General features: G+C 63.8%; 18 protein-coding genes. 7 read left to right on the top strand and 11 right to left on the bottom strand.

Going from position 1 to position 18,865, the window contains the following annotated elements; genetic code table 11:
- Positions 1-19: 19 nt before the first annotated feature.
- Entirely contained in the window at positions 20-2,290 is a 2,271-nt protein-coding gene (gene clpA, locus VF716_RS04105; protein WP_011913423.1) for an ATP-dependent Clp protease ATP-binding subunit ClpA, read from the top strand.
- Positions 2,291-2,414: 124 nt separating this feature from the next.
- Here clpA and infA read toward each other — a convergent pair whose 3' ends face one another.
- From infA to trxB, 4 genes are all read right to left on the bottom strand, one after another.
- Positions 2,415-2,633: a translation initiation factor IF-1 gene (gene infA, locus VF716_RS04110; RefSeq protein ID WP_002553999.1), complete on the bottom strand. Its 219-nt coding sequence runs from the start codon at positions 2,631-2,633 to the stop codon at positions 2,415-2,417.
- Positions 2,634-2,730: 97 nt separating this feature from the next.
- Complete coding sequence (locus VF716_RS04115; RefSeq protein ID WP_011913422.1) at positions 2,731-3,438, bottom strand: arginyltransferase; 708 nt, start codon at positions 3,436-3,438, stop codon at positions 2,731-2,733.
- A gap of 52 nt (positions 3,439-3,490) precedes the next feature.
- A complete protein-coding gene (aat, locus tag VF716_RS04120) occupies positions 3,491-4,171 on the bottom strand; it encodes a leucyl/phenylalanyl-tRNA--protein transferase (protein ID WP_095460162.1) in 681 nt (226 codons plus the stop codon).
- 45 nt (positions 4,172-4,216) lie between these two features.
- Positions 4,217-5,164 carry a thioredoxin-disulfide reductase gene (gene trxB, locus VF716_RS04125; protein WP_095460161.1) on the bottom strand — a complete coding sequence of 316 codons (948 nt, stop codon included), beginning with the start codon at positions 5,162-5,164 and terminating at the stop codon, positions 4,217-4,219.
- A gap of 209 nt (positions 5,165-5,373) precedes the next feature.
- Here trxB and ftsK point away from each other — a divergent pair, with 209 nt between their 5' ends.
- The 6 genes from ftsK to cysG all read left to right on the top strand — a co-directional run bounded on the left by ftsK (position 5,374) and on the right by cysG (position 13,067).
- The gene (gene ftsK / locus VF716_RS04130) at positions 5,374-7,779 is read left to right on the top strand and encodes a DNA translocase FtsK (protein ID WP_013982937.1); all 2,406 of its coding nucleotides are present in this window, start codon (positions 5,374-5,376) and stop codon (positions 7,777-7,779) included.
- 17 nt (positions 7,780-7,796) lie between these two features.
- Positions 7,797-8,423, top strand: a complete 627-nt coding sequence (gene lolA, locus VF716_RS04135; protein WP_003298841.1) for an outer membrane lipoprotein chaperone LolA — start codon at positions 7,797-7,799, stop codon at positions 8,421-8,423.
- A 73-nt stretch (positions 8,424-8,496) separates the two neighbouring features.
- Entirely contained in the window at positions 8,497-9,822 is a 1,326-nt protein-coding gene (locus VF716_RS04140; RefSeq protein WP_095460160.1) for a replication-associated recombination protein A, read from the top strand.
- Positions 9,819-10,193, top strand: coding sequence for a fluoride efflux transporter CrcB (crcB, locus tag VF716_RS04145; protein WP_014596817.1), 375 nt, complete (start codon positions 9,819-9,821; stop codon positions 10,191-10,193). The genes VF716_RS04140 and crcB overlap by 4 nt, the downstream gene beginning before the upstream one ends.
- A 72-nt stretch (positions 10,194-10,265) precedes the next feature.
- Entirely contained in the window at positions 10,266-11,546 is a 1,281-nt protein-coding gene (serS, locus tag VF716_RS04150; protein WP_014596816.1) for a serine--tRNA ligase, read from the top strand.
- Between the two features lie 123 nt (positions 11,547-11,669).
- Complete coding sequence (gene cysG / locus VF716_RS04155; RefSeq protein WP_095460159.1) at positions 11,670-13,067, top strand: siroheme synthase CysG; 1,398 nt, start codon at positions 11,670-11,672, stop codon at positions 13,065-13,067.
- Between the two features lie 24 nt (positions 13,068-13,091).
- On the opposite strand, the gene VF716_RS04160 is transcribed toward cysG, so the two are convergent.
- The 7 genes from VF716_RS04160 to VF716_RS04190 form a co-directional block, all read right to left on the bottom strand.
- The gene (locus VF716_RS04160; RefSeq protein WP_095460158.1) at positions 13,092-13,757 is read right to left on the bottom strand and encodes a response regulator transcription factor; all 666 of its coding nucleotides are present in this window, start codon (positions 13,755-13,757) and stop codon (positions 13,092-13,094) included.
- 53 nt (positions 13,758-13,810) lie between these two features.
- Complete coding sequence (locus VF716_RS04165; protein WP_014596813.1) at positions 13,811-14,374, bottom strand: PQQ-dependent catabolism-associated CXXCW motif protein; 564 nt, start codon at positions 14,372-14,374, stop codon at positions 13,811-13,813.
- 103 nt (positions 14,375-14,477) lie between these two features.
- Complete coding sequence (locus tag VF716_RS04170) at positions 14,478-15,269, bottom strand: ABC transporter permease (protein WP_014596812.1); 792 nt, start codon at positions 15,267-15,269, stop codon at positions 14,478-14,480.
- Positions 15,266-16,096 (bottom strand): ABC transporter ATP-binding protein, encoded by an 831-nt coding sequence (locus tag VF716_RS04175; protein ID WP_095460157.1) that lies wholly within the window; start codon positions 16,094-16,096, stop codon positions 15,266-15,268. Before VF716_RS04175 ends, VF716_RS04170 begins: the two co-directional genes overlap by 4 nt.
- A complete protein-coding gene (locus VF716_RS04180) occupies positions 16,093-17,064 on the bottom strand; it encodes a YVTN family beta-propeller repeat protein (protein WP_017243934.1) in 972 nt (323 codons plus the stop codon). Before VF716_RS04180 ends, VF716_RS04175 begins: the two co-directional genes overlap by 4 nt.
- A gap of 18 nt (positions 17,065-17,082) precedes the next feature.
- The gene (locus tag VF716_RS04185; RefSeq protein WP_095460156.1) at positions 17,083-17,559 is read right to left on the bottom strand and encodes a tetratricopeptide repeat protein; all 477 of its coding nucleotides are present in this window, start codon (positions 17,557-17,559) and stop codon (positions 17,083-17,085) included.
- 2 nt (positions 17,560-17,561) lie between these two features.
- Positions 17,562-18,749 (bottom strand): ABC transporter substrate-binding protein, encoded by a 1,188-nt coding sequence (locus tag VF716_RS04190; protein WP_095460155.1) that lies wholly within the window; start codon positions 18,747-18,749, stop codon positions 17,562-17,564.
- Between the last annotated feature and the right edge of the window lie 116 nt (positions 18,750-18,865).

Here is an 18,865-nt window from a genome sequence, read left to right on the forward strand (position 1 = left end):
TGGGGAAGAGGTGAAAGCTATGTTGAACCGTGAGCTCGAAGTCACTCTGAATCTGGCTTTCAAAGAGGCACGTACCAAACGTCATGAGTTCATGACGGTTGAACACCTCCTGTTGGCCCTACTGGACAATGAAGCGGCTGCTACCGTACTGCGGGCCTGCGGGGCGAGCCTGGACAAGCTCCGGCACGACCTGCAGGAATTCATTGATTCCACCACACCACTTATCCCACAGCACGATGAAGAGCGCGAAACCCAGCCAACCCTGGGGTTCCAGCGAGTTCTGCAACGTGCCGTATTCCATGTGCAGAGCTCTGGCAAGCGTGAAGTCACCGGTGCCAATGTCTTGGTCGCCATCTTCAGCGAGCAGGAAAGCCAGGCGGTTTTCCTGCTCAAGCAACAGAACGTTGCGCGTATCGATGTCGTCAATTACATCGCTCATGGCATTTCCAAGGTCCCCGGAAATTCCGGCAGTCCAGAGAACGATGCCGACATGCAGGACGAGGACGGCAGCGAGGCGGGTGCTTCCAGCAATCCTCTGGACGCCTATGCCAGCAACCTGAACGAGCTGGCCCGGCAGGGGCGGATCGATCCGCTGGTCGGCCGCGAGCACGAGGTCGAGCGGGTCGCACAGATCCTGGCGCGGCGTCGCAAGAACAACCCTCTGCTGGTCGGTGAGGCGGGCGTCGGCAAGACGGCTATCGCCGAAGGGCTGGCGAAGCGGATCGTCGATAATCAGGTACCCGATCTGCTGAGCGATAGCGTCGTGTATTCGCTGGATCTTGGTGCGCTGCTGGCCGGTACCAAGTACCGCGGCGACTTCGAGAAACGTTTCAAGGCGCTGCTCGGCGAGCTGCGCAAGCGGCCCCACGCCATCCTGTTCATCGACGAGATCCATACCATCATCGGGGCTGGCGCGGCATCCGGCGGCGTCATGGACGCGTCCAACCTGCTGAAGCCGCTGTTGTCGTCCGGCGAGATCCGCTGCATCGGCTCCACCACGTTTCAGGAGTTCCGCGGCATCTTCGAGAAAGACCGCGCATTGGCGCGGCGTTTCCAGAAGGTCGACGTCACCGAGCCTTCGGTGGAGGACACCATCGGCATCCTGCGCGGGCTCAAGGGGCGTTTCGAGCAGCATCACAACATCGAGTACAGCGACGAGGCATTGCGCGCCGCGGCGGAGTTGGCCTCGCGCTACATCAATGATCGCCATATGCCGGACAAGGCCATCGACGTGATCGACGAGGCCGGCGCCTATCAGCGTCTGCAGCCCGAAGGGCAGCGGGTCAAGTGCATCGATGTCGAGCAGGTCGAGGACATCGTGGCGAAGATTGCGCGGATTCCCCCGAAGCACGTCAGCAGCTCCGACAAGGAATTGCTGCGTAACCTCGAGCGCGATCTGAAGCTCACGGTGTTCGGCCAGGACGATGCGATCGATTCGCTGGCCACCGCCATCAAGCTGTCCCGTGCAGGGCTAAAGGCACCGGACAAACCGGTGGGCTCCTTCCTCTTCGCCGGCCCGACAGGGGTAGGCAAGACCGAAGCCGCACGCCAGTTGGCCCGGGCGCTGGGGGTCGAGCTGATCCGCTTCGACATGTCCGAGTACATGGAGCGGCACACGGTGTCGCGTCTGATCGGTGCACCTCCCGGATATGTCGGATTCGACCAGGGCGGTCTGTTGACCGAGGCCATCACCAAGCAGCCGCATTGCGTGCTGCTGCTGGATGAAATCGAGAAGGCTCACCCTGAGGTCTTCAACCTCCTGCTGCAGGTGATGGATCACGGCACGCTCACCGACAACAACGGGCGCAAGGCCGACTTCCGCAATGTGATCATCATCATGACCACCAATGCGGGGGCAGAAACCGCAGCGCGGGCTTCTATCGGCTTCACCCTGCAGGATCATGCGTCCGATGCCATGGAAGTCATCAAGAAGAGCTTCACGCCGGAGTTCCGCAACCGCCTGGATACCATCATCCAGTTCGGCCGCCTGAGCCATGACGTCATCAAGAGCATCGTCGACAAGTTCCTGATCGAGCTGCAGGCGCAGCTGGAGGACAAGCACGTGACGCTGGAAGTGTCGGATGCTGCCCGTGGTTGGCTGGCAGAGCACGGCTATGACGCCCAGATGGGTGCACGGCCGATGGCCAGGCTGATTCAGGACAAGATCAAGCGGCCTCTGGCTGAGGAGATCCTGTTCGGAGAGCTGGCCGAGCACGGCGGTGTGGTGCATATCGATATTCGTGACGGCGAGCCGTTCTTCGAATTCGAAACCGCTGCCGAACTGGCCTGACGGCCGTTCAACGAACGCCCGGCTTTTGCCGGGCGTTTTCGTTTGTGCGGTGTGCTGACGGTACGCGATGATAGGCGCAAACAAAAAAGCCCGGTAAGACCGGGCGTTTTTTCTCGCGGCTCGCTTAGCGGGCGCGGTAGGTGATGCGACCCTTGCTCAGATCGTAGGGGGTCAGCTCCACGCGAACCTTGTCACCGGTAAGAATCCGGATGTAGTTCTTGCGCATCTTTCCGGAGATGTGCGCAGTAACGACGTGCCCGTTTTCCAACTCCACGCGAAACATGGTGTTGGGCAGGGTGTCGACGACAGTACCTTCCATTTCGAAGCTGTCTTCTTTCGACATTCAGTAAAGTCCTCGGTATCCAGATAATTGGCCCGCGTAGATGCACGGGCAAAAGCGGCAAGCATTGTGCCCGAAATGGGTCGATGAGCCAAGGACTTCAGCTGAGCGTCACCCAGCGCTGGTTGACCAGAAGTTCGATGGGCCGATATTCGGTCTTGTAGTTCATCTTTCGGCAGTTCTTGATCCAATAGCCGAGATAGACGGCCTTCAGGCCAAGGCGTGCTGCTTCTCCCATCTGCCAGAGAATCGCATAGCGCCCCAGGCTGCGCCGTTCCTCGTCCGGATCATAGAAGGTGTACACGGCGGACAGTCCGTTGGGTAGCACGTCCGTGACGGCGACAGCCAGCAGCCTGCCATCCAGGCGGAACTCGTAGAAGCGGGAGAATGGTAGGTCGCGTACCAGGAAGGTGTTGAACTGCTCGCGGCTGGGTGGATACATGTCGCCATCGGCGTGGCGTTTCTCGATGTAGTTGGCATAGAGCGCATACAGCTCTTCGCTGAACGCCGGGCGGACGCCGCGGACTTGCAGGTCGGCGTTGCGCTTGAGGATACGCTTCTGTTGGCGACTGAGTTCCGGTGCATTCACCGGGATGCGGGCCGGAATGCAGGCCGAGCAGCGCTGGCAGTGGGGGCGATACAGATGGTCCCCGCTGCGACGAAAGCCCATCTCCGAAAGCTCCGCATACACCTGCACGTCCATTGGTTGGCTTGGATCGAGGAACAAGGTGGTGGCCTGTTCGTCGGGCAGGTAGCTGCAAGCGTGGGGCTGGGTGGCGTAGAACTTGAGGCGAGCCAGTGAAGTCATGGTCAACTCTCAGAAATCATGAACCCAGTGTAGGCCAGCTTACCGCGGTCGACTAGGCGCGCCAGTCGGCTGCGCTGGGGCGATCCAGATGCACTGCGAGTGCCTCGGCGAACGCCGCGCGTGGGATGCTGCGAGCGCCGAAGCTCTCCAGGTGGCGGGTCGGCATCTGGCAGTCGATCAATGCGAAGCCCCATTCGCGCAGCCGTTCCACCAGAGTGACGAATCCGACCTTGGACGCATCGGTGGCGCGGCTGAACATCGACTCGCCGAAAAATAGCTCACCCATTGCGAGGCCGTAGAGTCCGCCGACGAGTTGCCCTTGCTGCCAGACTTCCACCGAGTGAGCGACGCCCATCTCGTGCAGCCTGACATAAGCGTCTTGCATCGGTGTCGTGATCCAGGTGCCGTCGGCGTAGCTCCGCGGGCTGGCGCATCCCTGGATGACCTCGGCAAAGGCCTTGTCGAAGGTCACCCGATAGTCGCCGTGGCGCATGCGCTTGCGCAGACTGCGCGATACATGCAGCTCGTCAGGAAAGAGCACCGTGCGCGGATCGGGCGACCACCACAACAGGGGTTGGCCTTCCTGGTACCAGGGGAAACAGCCGTGGCGGTAGGCAGCCAGGAGTCGCTCGGGCCGCAAGTCGCCGCCAGCGGCAAGCAGGCCGTTGGGTTCGCTCAGAGCCGTTTCGAGGGGAGGAAAGCTGAGGTCGTCGCGCTTTAGCCAGGTCAGCATGTCGGCACGCAGGGTAGGGGAGGGCGGGCCGAAGCCCGCCTGGGATCAATTGTCCAGGTACTTCTCGGCATCCAGTGCCGCCATGCAGCCGGCGCCTGCCGAGGTGATGGCCTGGCGATAGACGTGGTCGGCCACATCGCCTGCGGCGAACACTCCGGGAATGCTGGTGCAGGTGGCATCGCCTTCACCGCCGCCGCGGATCTTCAGGTAGCCATCCTTCATTTCCAGCTGGCCCTGGAACAGCTCGGTGTTCGGCTTGTGGCCGATGGCGATGAATACGCCCGCGAGGTCCAGCGTGTTCTCTTCACCAGTGAGGGTGCTCTTGAGGCGAACGCCGGTCACGCCGCTGGCGTCGCCGAGCACTTCCTCGAGGGTGTGGTTCCAGTGCAGGCGAATGTTGCCGTTGGTCGCCTTGTCCATGATCTTGTCCTGCAGGATTTTCTCCGAGCGGAGCTTGTCGCGGCGGTGGATCAGGTGGACTTCCTTGGCGATGTTGGACAGGTACAGCGCCTCCTCGACCGCGGTATTGCCGCCACCGATCACCGCGACCACCTGGTTGCGGTAGAAGAAGCCGTCACAGGTGGCGCAGGCGGATACGCCGCGACCGGCGAACGCTTCTTCGGAGGGCAGGCCGAGATACTGCGCCGAAGCGCCTGTTGCGATGATCAGCGCATCGCAGGTGTAGACGCCGCTGTCACCGCGCAAGGTGAACGGGCGCTGCTGCAACTCGGCTGTATGAATGTGATCGAAGACGATCTCGGTGTCGAAGCGCTCGGCGTGTTTCTGCATGCGCACCATCAGATCCGGGCCGGTCAGGCCTTCAACGTCGCCAGGCCAGTTGTCGACCTCGGTGGTGGTGGTCAGCTGGCCGCCGGGCTGGATGCCGGTGATCATCAGTGGCTTCAGGTTGGCGCGGGCAGCGTATACCGCAGCGGTATAACCGGCCGGGCCCGAGCCGAGGATGATCAGACGCGAATGCTTGACTTCACTCATAAAAAGCCCTCATAAGCCTTTGTTGCAAATAGAGAAGCGTGCTCCAGTCGAGCCGCGCCGGGAAATCGGGCGTTTATGCTACACCGAAGCATCGGCAAAAGCCCAAGCCGCCGCGGAACCCGCATGCCATCGAATCGACAAACCCGTACAATGCCGGGGTTCTGGCTGACTACGGTTCATCGCGCCGCAGGCGCAGGAAAGAAAGCGTTTTGAAGAATTCCTCATCTACCGCGCCGGCAACTGTCTGGCGACAACAATTGCACTATCGCCTCAAGGAAGGCGCGTTGATAGCGCTCGGTGCGCTCTGCGTCTACCTGTGGATGGCACTGCTGACCTACGATCCGGGCGATCCGGGGTGGACCCACACGAGCAACGTCGATCAGGTGCGCAACGCCGCGGGGCGCGCGGGCGCCTGGTTCGCCGACGTGCTGTTCATGGCGCTGGGCTACTTCGCATACCTTTTCCCGCTGCTGCTGGGCGTCAAGACCTGGCAGGTGTTCCGCACCCGTCACCAGCCCTGGGTGTGGAATGGCTGGCTGTTTTCCTGGCGGCTGATCGGCTTGGTGTTTCTCGTGCTGTCCGGTTCGGCACTCGCCTATATCCATTTTCAGGGCGGCGAAGCCTTGCCGGCATCCTCAGGCGGTGCGCTGGGCGAAAGCCTTGGCCAATTGGCGGTGCAGACGCTCAACGTGCAGGGCAGCACGCTCGCCTTGCTGGCGTTCTTCCTGTTCGGGCTGACGGTCTTTACCGACCTTTCCTGGTTCAAGGTGATGGACATCACCGGCAAAATCACGCTCGACCTGCTGGAGCTGATCCAGAGCTTCTTCAGCCGCTGGTGGAGTGCCCGCGCCGAACGCAAGCAGCTGGTCGCACAGCTGCGCGAGGCGGACGACGTGGTGAGCGAGGTGGCCGCGCCGATGGTGCGCGACCGGCGCGAGCAGGCGAAGGTCAAGGAGCGCATCATCGAGCGCGACGAGGCACTGGCCAAGCACATGAGCGAGCTGGAGAAGCGCCCGGCCCCGGTGATCACACCGCCCGCACCGCCCAAACCGGCCGAGCCGAGCAAGCGCGTACTCAAGGAGAAGCAGGCGCCGCTGTTCGTTGACACCGCGGTCGAAGGCACTCTGCCGCCGATTTCCATCCTCGATGTAGCCGAGAAGCAGCAGAAGCAGTATTCGCCGGAGTCTCTCGAGGCCATGTCGCGGCTGCTGGAGATCAAGCTCAAGGAGTTCGGCGTCGAGGTGGTGGTCGAGTCGGTTCATCCAGGCCCGGTGATTACCCGTTTCGAGATCCAGCCTGCGGCCGGCGTCAAGGTCAGCCGCATCTCCAATCTGGCCAAGGACCTGGCGCGTTCGATGGCCATGGTCAGCGTGCGCGTGGTCGAGGTCATTCCTGGCAAGACCACCGTGGGCATCGAGATTCCCAACGAGGATCGGCAGATCGTCCGTTTCTCCGAGGTGCTGTCGTCAGCGCCTTATGACGACGCCAAGTCGCCGGTCACCCTGGCGCTCGGTCACGATATCGGCGGCAAACCGGTCATCGCCGACCTGGCGAAGATGCCGCACCTGCTGGTGGCCGGTACCACCGGTTCCGGTAAGTCGGTGGGGGTCAATGCGATGATCCTGTCGATTCTGTTCAAGTCGACGCCGGAAGAGGCGCGACTGATCATGATCGACCCGAAGATGCTCGAGCTGTCGATCTACGAGGGCATTCCGCACCTGCTTTGCCCAGTGGTCACCGACATGAAGGAGGCTGCCAACGCGCTGCGCTGGAGCGTGGCCGAGATGGAGCGGCGCTACAAGCTGATGGCCGCCATGGGCGTGCGCAACCTGGCGGGCTTCAACCGCAAGATCAAGGAAGCGGAAGAGGCCGGAACGCCGCTGCACGACCCGCTGTACAAGCGCGAGTCGATGGATGACGAGCCGCCTTATCTGAAGAGCCTGCCGACCATCGTGGTGGTGGTCGACGAGTTCGCCGACATGATGATGATCGTCGGCAAGAAGGTCGAAGAGCTGATCGCCCGCATCGCGCAGAAAGCGCGGGCCGCGGGGATCCATCTGATTCTCGCCACCCAGCGTCCGTCGGTGGACGTGATCACCGGTCTGATCAAGGCCAACATCCCGACGCGCATGGCCTTCCAGGTGTCGAGCAAGATCGACTCGCGCACCATCCTCGACCAGGGCGGCGCCGAGCAGCTGCTCGGTCACGGTGACATGCTCTACCTGCCGCCGGGCACCGGCCTGCCGATCCGCGTGCATGGTGCGTTCGTCTCCGATGACGAGGTGCATCGTGTGGTCGAAGCCTGGAAGGCCCGCGGAGCGCCCGACTACATCGAGGACATCCTGGCCGGCGTGGAAGAGGCTGGTAGCGGCTTCGAAGGCGGTAGTGGCGAAGGTGGAGGCGAGGGCAGCGAGGAAGACCCGCTGTACGACGAGGCCGTTCGCTTTGTCACCGAAAGCCGCCGCGCGTCGATCTCCGCCGTGCAGCGCAAGCTGAAGATCGGCTACAACCGCGCCGCACGCATGATCGAGGCCATGGAAATGGCCGGCGTGGTGACATCCATGAATACCAACGGCTCGCGCGAGGTCATCGCGCCGCCACCCATGCGTGATTGAATCGCTTCGAGGGCTACATGCAATTGATCCGTTTGCTGTGTGCATCTGTCCTGATGGTCGCTCTGGCACCGGCCCATGCCGACCAGGCGGCTTCTACCAAACGCCTGACCGGCCTGCTCAACCAGGCCGAAACCCTGACTGGCCGCTTCTCGCAGCTCTCGCTCGACGGCAGTGGCACCCAGCTGCAGGAGACCTCCGGAGAGCTGGCGCTCAAGCGTCCCGGCCAGTTCCGCTGGCACACCGATGCGCCGATGGAGCAGCTGTTGGTGTCCAATGGCAAGAAGGTGTGGCTGTATGACCCGGATCTCGAGCAGGTCACCATCCAGGAGCTCGATCAGCGCCTGACACACACACCGGCTTTGCTGCTGTCCGGCGACGTCTCCACCATCAGCGAGAACTTCGAGGTCTCGCACAAGGAGGCGGGGGACGTGGTGGACTTCACCCTCAAGCCCAAGGCAAAGGACACCCTGTTCGACAACCTGCGGCTGTCCTTCCGCGGTGGCGTGATCAATGACATGCAGCTGATCGACAGTGTCGGTCAGCGCACCAATATCCTCTTCATGGGGGTGAAGATGAATCAGCCGCTCAAGGCCGACCTGTTCACCTTCGAGATTCCCGAAGGGGCCGACGTCATCGCCGAGTGATCGGCGTTCGGCATCCGTTTTTCACGGCGGGCCCGCCTGGCGGGCCGCTGCAATCGAGGTAATCCTGCCGGCAATGGACCTGTTCAGCCGCGAACCCGTCGCCCAGCCACTTGCCGCGCGTCTGCGCGCAGCCAGCCTCGACGAATACGTCGGGCAGGAACATCTGCTTGCCCGCGGCAAGCCGTTGCGCGAGGCGCTGGAGCAGGGCGCGCTGCATTCCATGGTGTTCTGGGGGCCACCCGGTGTAGGCAAGACCACTCTGGCGCGGCTCTTGGCCAAGGTTTCCGATGCCCATTTCGAGACGGTTTCCGCCGTGCTCGCCGGGGTCAAGGAGATTCGCCAGGCGGTGGAGATCGCCAAGCAGCAGGCGGCGCAGTACGGCCGGCGGACCATCCTGTTCGTCGACGAAGTGCACCGCTTCAACAAGTCCCAGCAGGATGCCTTCCTGCCCTATGTGGAAGACGGCACGCTGATTTTTATCGGCGCCACGACCGAAAACCCCTCTTTCGAACTCAACAACGCCTTGCTCTCGCGGGCCCGCGTCTATGTGCTGAAAAGCCTGGACGAAGCGGCCTTGCGCAAGCTGGTGACGCGCGCGCTGACCGAGCCCAAGGGCCTTGGCGAGCTCCATCTCACGCTGCCGGAAGAGAGCTTCCAGATGCTGCTGGCGGCGGCGGATGGCGATGGGCGGCGGCTGCTGAATCTTCTGGAGAACGCCTCCGACCTGGCCGAGCAGAGTGGCGTCATCAGCACCGACCTGCTGCAGGATCTGCTGGGCGACAGTCGCCGTCGTTTCGACAAGGGTGGCGAGGCCTTCTACGACCAGATATCGGCGCTGCACAAATCGGTGCGCGGCTCGAATCCGGATGCTGCGCTGTACTGGTTTGCGCGCATGCTCGATGGCGGCTGCGACCCGCTGTACATCGCCCGCCGAGTGGTGCGCATGGCCAGCGAAGAAATCGGCAATGCCGACCCCCGCGCGCTGCCGCTGTGCCTGAACGCGTGGGACGTGCAGGAGCGCCTGGGCAGCCCGGAAGGGGAGCTGGCCGTGGCGCAGGCGATCGTCTATCTCGCTTGCGCGCCGAAGAGCAATGCGGTCTATACCGCGTTCAAGGCGGCCATGCGCGACGCGGCGGAAAACGGCTCGCAGGAAGTGCCGCTGCATCTGCGCAATGCGCCGACCAGGCTGATGAAGGAGCTGGGCTACGGCAACGAGTACCGCTATGCCCATGACGAGCCGGACGCCTATGCCGCCGGTGAGGATTACTTTCCCGAGACCATGGAGCCGCGTCGCTACTACCACCCTGTGCCTCGCGGCCTGGAAAGCAAGATCCGCGACAAGCTGGAGCACCTCGCCCGACTCGATCGCGAAAGCCCGATCCAAAGGAGAAAGGAATGATCCGCATGGCTTTCGCCGTCGCCTGCGGCGGCGTGATCGGAACCCTGCTGCGCTTTGCGCTCGCGACCTGGGTCAGCGCCCAATGGCCGCGGCATTTCTATCTGGCCACCCTGGCGGTGAACCTGCTGGGCTGCCTGCTGATCGGCTATCTCTACGCCACCTTTCTCGCCCGGCCGGATATTTCGCCGGAGCTGCGTGGTGCACTGATCATCGGCTTTCTTGGCGCACTCACGACGTTCTCCAGTTTTTCGCTGGATGCACTGCGCCTGCTGGAAAGCGGCCAGCTGGCGACTGCCTTCGCCTACGTCGGCGGCAGCGTGCTCGGTGGTCTGCTCGCGGCCTGGGCGGGTCTGGCGCTCGCCAGGTTATGAACCGACGGCCGTTCACAGTAAACTTCGCTCCCTCTTCGCCCTTCATCCAAGCTTTCACAGACGAGACCCACCATGCTTGATTCGAAACTGGTACGCACTCAGCTACAGGACGTGGCGGCCCGCCTGGCCACCCGTGGCTACCAGCTGGACGTGGCGCGCATCGAAGCGCTGGAGGCCCAGCGCAAGACCGTGCAGACCCGCACCGAACAACTCCAGGCCGAGCGCAATGCGCGTTCCAAGTCCATCGGCCAGGCCAAGCAGCGCGGTGAGGACATCGCCCCGTTGCTCGCCGATGTGGATCGCATGGGCAGCGAACTCGAATCCGGCAAGCAGGAGCTGGACCGCATCCAGAGTGAGCTGGACCAGCTGATGCTGAGCATCCCCAACCTGCCGCACGAGTCCGTGCCGGTCGGTGCGGACGAGGAAGAGAACGTCGAGGTTCGCCGCTGGGGCACGCCGAAGGCCTTCGACTTCCCGGTGCAGGATCATGTCGCCCTGGGCGAGCAGCACGGTTGGCTGGATTTCGAAACCGCCGCCAAGCTGTCCGGCGCCCGCTTCGCCCTGATGCGTGGGCCGATCGCCCGCCTGCATCGGGCCCTGGCGCAGTTCATGATCGATCTGCACACCCGTGAGCATGGCTACGAAGAGGCCTATACCCCCTACCTGGTGCAGGCGCCTGCGCTGCAGGGCACTGGTCAGCTGCCGAAGTTCGAGGACGATCTGTTCAAGATCAGCCGCGAAGGTGAGGCAGACTTCTACCTGATCCCGACCGCAGAAGTGTCGCTGACCAACATCGTGGCCGGCGAGATTCTCGATGCCAAGCAACTGCCGCTGAAGTTCGTCGCCCACACGCCGTGTTTCCGCAGCGAGGCCGGCGCCTCCGGGCGCGATACCCGCGGCATGATCCGTCAGCACCAGTTCGACAAGGTCGAGATGGTGCAGATCGTCGAGCCGTCGAAGTCTTTCGAGGCGCTGGAAGAGCTGACCGGCAACGCCGAGAAGGTGCTGCAGTTGCTGGAGCTGCCTTACCGTGTGTTGTCACTGTGCACCGGTGATATGGGCTTCGGCGCGACCAAGACCTACGACCTGGAAGTCTGGGTGCCGAGCCAGGACAAGTACCGCGAGATTTCTTCCTGCTCCAACTGCGGTGACTTCCAGGCGCGGCGCATGCAGGCGCGCTATCGCAATCCGGAAACCGGAAAGCCGGAGCTGGTCCATACGCTCAACGGCTCGGGCCTGGCGGTCGGCCGTACGCTGGTCGCCGTGCTGGAGAACTACCAGCAGGCCGACGGGCGCATTCTGGTGCCCGAGGTGCTGAAGCCGTACATGGGCGGCATCGAAGTTATCGGCTGAGGCTTCGGCGCGCTGCGTCAACGCGGTCCTGGCATCAGGCCGGATCCTTGATCTTCGACAAGGGGCATCGCGGCCGTAATGGCTGTGATGCCCATACCTCAAACGACCTCCCAGGATTCGCCCATGGAATACCTCCCGCTGTTCCACAACCTCAAGGGCCGCACGGTGCTGATCGTCGGCGGCGGCGAGATCGCACTGCGCAAGGCGCGACTGCTGAGCGACGCGGGGGCACGCTTGCGGGTGGTGGCGCCGAGCATCGAGGCGCAGTTGGTCGAGCTGGTGCACGCGGGCGCTGGGGAATGCCTGGATCGCGGTTACGACCGGCAGGATCTGCAGGGTTGTGTGCTGGCCATCGCGGCGACCGATGATGAACCGCTGAACGCTACGGTGTCGCAGCATGCCAATGCGCTTGGCGTTCCGGTGAACGTGGTCGACTCGCCGCAGCTGTGCAGCGTGATCTTCCCGGCCATCGTCGATCGCTCGCCGCTGGTGGTCGCCGTTTCCAGTGGTGGCGACGCACCGGTGCTGGCGCGGCTGATCCGTGCGCGCATCGAGACCTGGATCCCGGCAGCCTACGGTCAGCTGGCCGGGCTGGCAAAACAGTTTCGTGCCCAGGTCAAGGCCAGGTTCGCCAACGTGCAGCAACGGCGGGTGTTCTGGGAGGAGGTGTTTCAGGGGCCTATCGCCGAGCAGGCGCTGGCCGGGCGGACCGCGGAGGCCGAACGGCTGTTGGCCGAGAAGCTTGCCGGCGCGGCGCCTAAGGCGCTGGGCGAGGTTTATCTGGTCGGTGCCGGTCCCGGTGATCCGGACCTGTTGACGTTCCGTGCCCTGCGTCTGATGCAGCAGGCCGATGTAGTGCTTTACGACCGACTGGTCGCCCCGGCGATCATCGACCTGTGCCGGCGCGATGCCGATCGCATCTACGTCGGCAAGCAGCGTGCGGATCATGCCGTGCCGCAGAAGCAGATCAACCAGCAGCTGGTGACACTGGCCAAGCAGGGCAAGCGCGTGCTCAGGCTGAAGGGCGGCGACCCGTTCATCTTCGGCCGCGGTGGCGAGGAAATCGAAGAGCTGGCCGCACATGGCGTGCCGTTCCAGGTAGTGCCGGGTATCACCGCTGCCAGTGGCTGCGCGGCCTATGCCGGTATTCCGCTGACCCATCGTGACCATGCCCAGTCGGTACGTTTCGTCACCGGGCATCTCAAGGATGGCAGCTGCGATCTGCCCTGGTCCGAGCTGGCCGCGCCGGCGCAGACGCTGGTGTTCTACATGGGGCTGGTGGGGCTGCCGGTGATCTGCCAGCAGCTGATCGCTCATGGACGGTCGGCGGAAACACCCGCCGCGCTGGTGCAGCAGGGCACCACCAGCAACCAGCGTGTCTTCACAGCTACGCTGGGGACACTGGCCGAGCGCATCGCACAGGAAGACGTGCAGGCACCGACGCTGCTGATCGTCGGCGAAGTGGTGCAGCTGCGCGAGAAGCTCGCCTGGTTCGAAGGGGCGCAGGCGGCGGGTCGATAGGGCTGGCTGCTGCCTGCGCCGTGTTCAGCGGCGCAGGTAGGCGGTGAAGTCGATGTCGCCGGCGGAAAGGATCGCCTGGACCCGGTTGTGCACGTTGAGCTTGCGCAGGATCGCCGATACGTGGGCTTTTACCGTGGTCTCGGCGATGTCCAGGTTGTAGGCGATCTGCTTGTTCAACTCGCCCTTGGTCATGCGCTCGAGTACCAGCAATTGCTTGCGCGTCAGCGCCTGCAGCAGCTCCGGCGGGATGGAGGGCTCGCTGTGGTGCGAGTGGCGGCTCGGGCTCTTCTGGCTGCGAATGATGTCCGACGGCAGGTAGACATTGCCATTGAGGATCTGCTCGATGGCTTCGGTCATCTGTGCACGTGGTGAAGACTTGGTGATGAAGCCGACCGCGCCATAGGTGATCGCCTGCAGCACGATCTGCTTGTCCTGCTCGGCCGAGACGATCACCACCGGAATGGTCGGCGCCTCGTTGCGCAGGTTGATCAGGCCGTTCAGCCCGTGCATGCCGGGCATGTTCAGGTCCAGCAGCACCAGATCGAGATCATCGTGCTCCAGCGTCAAGGCAAGCGCGCTGTCGAGATCGGCAGTCTCGAGGATTTCGCTGTCGGGAAAGCCATCGCGGATGACGTTATGGATGGCTTCACGGAACAGCGGGTGGTCGTCCGCAATCAGGATCTTGTACAAGGCCGGTCACCTCTTTGTTGTGATTATGGTGGGGCGTGCTCGCGCGCGGTAGGTCAGTCGTCGCCAGGCAGCGGCTCCGGTGTCGCCGGGTGCAGCGGCAGTCCCGCCTGCTCCCAGCCGTCCACCCCGTCGCGATACCAGTACAGGCGTTTATAGCCCAAGGCATGGGCGCGCCTGGTTGCGTTCCAGCCCAGCCAGCAATCGGAGCGGCAGTAGAACACCAGCGGTCGCTCGGCATCGCCCTGGCTGAGTCGTTTCAGGTTGTCACTGAAGTAGCTTGCCCATTCGGGCTGCAGATTTCCATCGCCGGTGTTGGCCAGCCAGATGCTGCCCGGCAGGTTGGCGTGGGGCTCGCTGTCGACGAAGCGACCAGCCAACCACTGACTGCGATAGACGTCCACCAGCACCACGTCAGGCTCCTTTGCCAGCAATGCCTGGAGTGCCGCGGTATCCAGCGTCTGCGCGCCCTCGGCGGTTGCCGGCGTCGGGCTGCGGTATTGCGTCTGGCGGTAACCCTCGGCAGAGAACAGGGCGAGCTGCTCTTCGGCCACGGCAGTCACGGACATGCCGAAACCAGGCAGCGCGGCGATCAGCAAGGGCAGCAGCGACCTGAACATAGTCCGTATTCCTTAGGGTTTGGGTGGGTCGATTACAGAACAATGGCCACGTCTTTGAAATCCTACGATGGAGGGGAGAACCGGTACCAAAGTAGTAGTCGTCTCATGCCGACCGGCGCAACGCGGCGTGCTGCGGGTTGAAGCTGAGCACTGCGAGCAGGCTGAAGATGACGGTCAGCCCGAGGCACACCAGCAACGCAGTAGGCGCCAGGCGCAGGTACAGGGCGTTGCGCACCAGTTCCACGGCATGGGTGAACGGGTTGATGGCGCAGATCCAGTACAGCCATTCGCTGGCTTCGCGCATCTTCCACAGCGGATACAGCGCCGAGGACAGGAAGAACATGGGGAAGATCACGAAATTCATGACCCCGGCGAAGTTCTCCAGCTGGCGGATGCCGTTTGACAGCAGCAACCCCAGGGCACTCAGCATCAGCGCCACCAGCAGCAGGGCGGGCAGGGCGACCAGCAGACCCAGCGGCGGCGGTTGCACGCCGTAGAACCAGGCAATGGCGAGGAAGGCATAGACCTGCAGCAGTGAGATCAGCGCCGTGGCCAGCAGCTTGCTGGTGAGCAGGAAGCTGCGCGGTAGCGGGCTCGTCAGCAAGACACGCATGCTGCCCATCTCGCGGTCGTAGACCATCGACAGCGAGCCCTGCATGCCGTTGAACAGCAGGATCATGCAGGCCAGCCCCGGCACGATGTAGGTCTCGTAGGTGATGTAGGTGTCGTACGGTTCGATGATGGCGATGCCCAGTGCCGCGCGAAAGCCGGCGGCGAACACCACCAGCCAGAGTAGCGGGCGCACCAGCGCGCTGAGAAAGCGCGAGCGCTGCTGGACGAAACGCAGCCACTCGCGCAGGACGATGCCACGCAGGCATTCCCAATAGGCCGTCATGAGTGTTTCGCTCCAGAGGCGAGCCCCGTGCTTTCGCCAGGGGGCTCGGGTGTTTTCGGCGGCATGGCTGCGGACCGATGTGCTGCTCCATCGAGCCCTGCGCCTTGCGCGTCGCTCCCGGTCAGCCGTGCAAAGCTCGCTGCCAGATCCTCGCCATCGAGGGCGAGGCTCGCCACGCTGCCCTGAGCGACCAGACGGCCGCGATTGAGCACCAGCAGATCGTCATCGGCCTGGACCTCATCGAGCAGGTGAGTGGTCCAGAGCACGCTCATGCCCTCGTCACGGCAGAGCGCTCGCACATGCTGGTTGAGTGCCTGGCGGCTCGCAGGGTCGAGGCCTGCACTGGCCTCGTCGAGCAACAGCAACTCGGGGCGATGCAGCAACGCGCGGGCGATCTCGACGCGTCGGCGGTGACCGCCGTTGAGTTCACGCACCTTGCTGCGGCGCCATTCGCCGAGCTGTTGGCGCTGCAGCTCGAGTTCGATGCGTTCATTCGCCAAGGCCCGCGGCATGCCGTGCAGGGCGGCGTGGTAGCGCAGGTTCTGCTCGACAGTCAGGTCCAGGTCCAGCGTGCTCTGCTGGAACACCACGCCGAGGCGGGCGAGCGCCTGGCGCGGCGCCTCGCGCAGGCCGAAACCGGCGATGCGGATCTGCCCCCGTTGCAGGTCGTACAGGCGCGTGAGCAGGGCGATCAATGTCGACTTGCCCGCGCCGTTCGGCCCCAGCAGTGCGGTGAATCTCCCTTTGGCGGCGGCGAAACTGACACCGTCCAGCGCACGTCGCGCGCCATAGGCGAAGGCCACGTCGCTGACCTCCAGCGCGCTCATGGCGTGACCACCACACCCCAGGGGTAGCGACCGACCTTGATCGACTTGGTGACCTTCAGCTTGGCCACATCGATCACCGAGACGTCACCGCTGACGCCGTTGGTGGTCAGCAGGAGGCTCTCGTCGGGGTTGAACGCCATGTGCCAGACGCGTCGACCGACCAGCAGATAGTCCAGCACCTCGTAGGTCTTCGCATCGACGACTGCGATGTGGTTGGCCGGGCCCAGTGCGATGAAGGCGTATTTGCCGTCGGAAGTGAGCTTGATACCCACCGGTTGAACCTTGTCCGGGTGCACGCCCTTGATCTTGAAGGTCAGGGTCTTGAGGATTTCGCGCTTGTCCACGTCCACCACGCTGACCGTTCCGCCGATCTCGGCCGAGGCCCAGAGCAGCTTGCTGTCCTTGGTGAACTCGACGTGGCGAGGGCGCTGGTCTACTAGCGTGTTGTCCACCAGCTGGTTGGTACTGGTGTCGATCCAGTGCAGCATGTTGGTGGTTTCGCTGGTGTTGACTGCCCATTTGCCGTCCGGGCTGACCGCCATGCCCTCCGGCTCGACGCCGACATCGATCTGCGCGAGCACCTCTTCCTTGTCGACATCGACCACGGTGACCAGCGCATCGTCCTCGTTGGAGATGTACAGCCACTTGTTGTTGGGGTGCAGGGCGAACTGCTCGGGGTCCGCGCCGGACGGCAGCTGCTTGATGATCTGGCGGGTGGCCAGATCCATCACCTGCACGGTGTCCGAATCGCTGGCACAGATGTAGAGCAGCTTGTTGTCATGGGAGAGGGTGAGGCCGCGCGGGCGCATTCCGACCTGCAGCGTCTCGACGGTCTCCATCTTGTCGAGATCGATGACGCTGATGCTGTCGTCCTTCTCGTTGGAGACATAGGCGGTAGCCGCGGCCGCGGAGCCGCTGGCGAAGACCAGGGCCAGAGTGATCGCAGAGGCAAGGGCAGTTCTGGGCATGTTTGGGCTCTCTTGTCGTTATTCTGTTGTGCGGGTGGCATCCAGCCGCATGAGGTACTCGGCGGCTTCCTGCTGACCACCGGCCGCGGCACGTTCCAGCCAGGTGCGTGCGGCATCGGGATCGGCTTCGACGCCGCGGCCTTCGGCCAGGGCCACGCCCCAGTGATAGCGCGCCAGGCTGACGTAGGCGGCGTCGTCCGGCTGTTCCGCGCCCTGCTTCAGGAAAGCTGCGGCCTTGGCCTGGTCAGCGGGCACGCCGGAGCCCGATTCGTACATCTGGGCAAGCCAGATCATCGAGTACACATCGCTCCAACGCTCAATGCAGTCCTCGAAGATCTTCCTGGCCGAAGCGTGGTCACCGGTCTTTTCGGCAGCGTAGCCGTAGAGGCATTTGATGCGCTTATCACTGTCGATGTAGGACTCGTAGCTCAGATCGCTGGTCTCGGCGCTTGCCAGGCGGGTGCCTAAAGCCAGCATGAGAAGTGCACGGCGCATGTTTAAAGCTCCTGCTGGTCAAGGCGGCAACGGCTTTCCGGTGCATCGAGGCCCAGGGTGTCCAGCTCGCTGGTGGGATGCAGAAAGCCGTCCTGCGGCGAGTTGGAAACCAGTGCGCGTGGGTGCACCAGCGGGATCGGCTGGCGCAGCTGGCCGTCCCAGGCGCGATAGCTCAGCTTGCGGCCCTTGAAGCCGTCGAGCGGTAGTTCGCCACTGAGCGACAGCTGGCGGATCGCCGCGGCGTCGGTGCTGCGCAGGCGCGTGACGGCCGCGGCGAGGCTGCGCACACCCATCCAGGCGGCGAAGTCGCGATCGTTCATCCAGCGGTTGGCATGAGCCTCGAAACGCTTCTGCAGCTGCGCGGCGCCATAGGTCTCCACGGTCTTGTGCCAGCCTGTGGCGGTCAGACCCTGAGTGCCGGCAACCGGGCGCGGCAACCAGGTCTGGTAGGGCACGTACTCGCCGAAGTCGCCGCGCTCGTCGGCCACCAGCACCACGTCATACTCGGCGGCCTGGGTGAACAGCGGCATCTCCGCCTGGGCGCTGCGGCGCTGGTCGTTGTCGAAGCTCCAGGGCTTTTCCACCAGGATGCGGTGGCCGAAACGCTTGGCCGCGCGCCTCAGCGCCTCGGCGTAGGCCTGGTCGTCTTCGGTAGGGCCGACGATCAGCATCCAGCGGTTCCAGCGCCGCGCGGCGAGAAACTGGCCAAGGGCGTCGGCGAGCATGCTTCGACTGGGCAGCGTATGCAGCACGTTGACCTGACAGTTCTGGCTGCGCAGCGCATCGTCCGCGCTACCGGCATTGATCAGCAGGCTGTCCGGCATCGCTTCGGCGAGCTGGCGCAGCGTCGCGGCCGGCACGTTGACCACGAACAGGCGCAGCCCGTCGCCATGCTGCCGGGCTGCCTGCTGCAGCAGGTCGTCGGAGGTTTCGCTGGTCACGGCGTCCAGCACGTAGCTGTGCTTGAGGAAGCGCCCGGTGCTGTTGCTGTCGGTGATGGCGAGTTCGGCCCCACGCAGGCCGGCGTCCTCCGGTTCGGGGATCACGTTGGAGAGCAGCGGACCGGGATCGGGGCGGTAGCCGAGATAGCCGATACGCACCTCAAGCTCGGCCCCGGCAGCCGCCAGAGCGAAGGGCGCACAGCAGGCGAGGGCGGCCAGCAAACCGGCTCGTCGTAATACGTGGCGCATGGGCAGCTCCTGTGACGTTGCAGGCAGCATAGGAACCATGGCGGAGCGGGGGAATATGCAGAAAGTACCGGCGGGGCGGTACCAAGGTAGTAGAGAAGCGGCGCAAGGGCGCCGCC

It is taken from the genome of Stutzerimonas sp. Brlt_14 (assembly GCF_051948915.1).
Taxonomy (GTDB): domain Bacteria; phylum Pseudomonadota; class Gammaproteobacteria; order Pseudomonadales; family Pseudomonadaceae; genus Stutzerimonas; species Stutzerimonas stutzeri.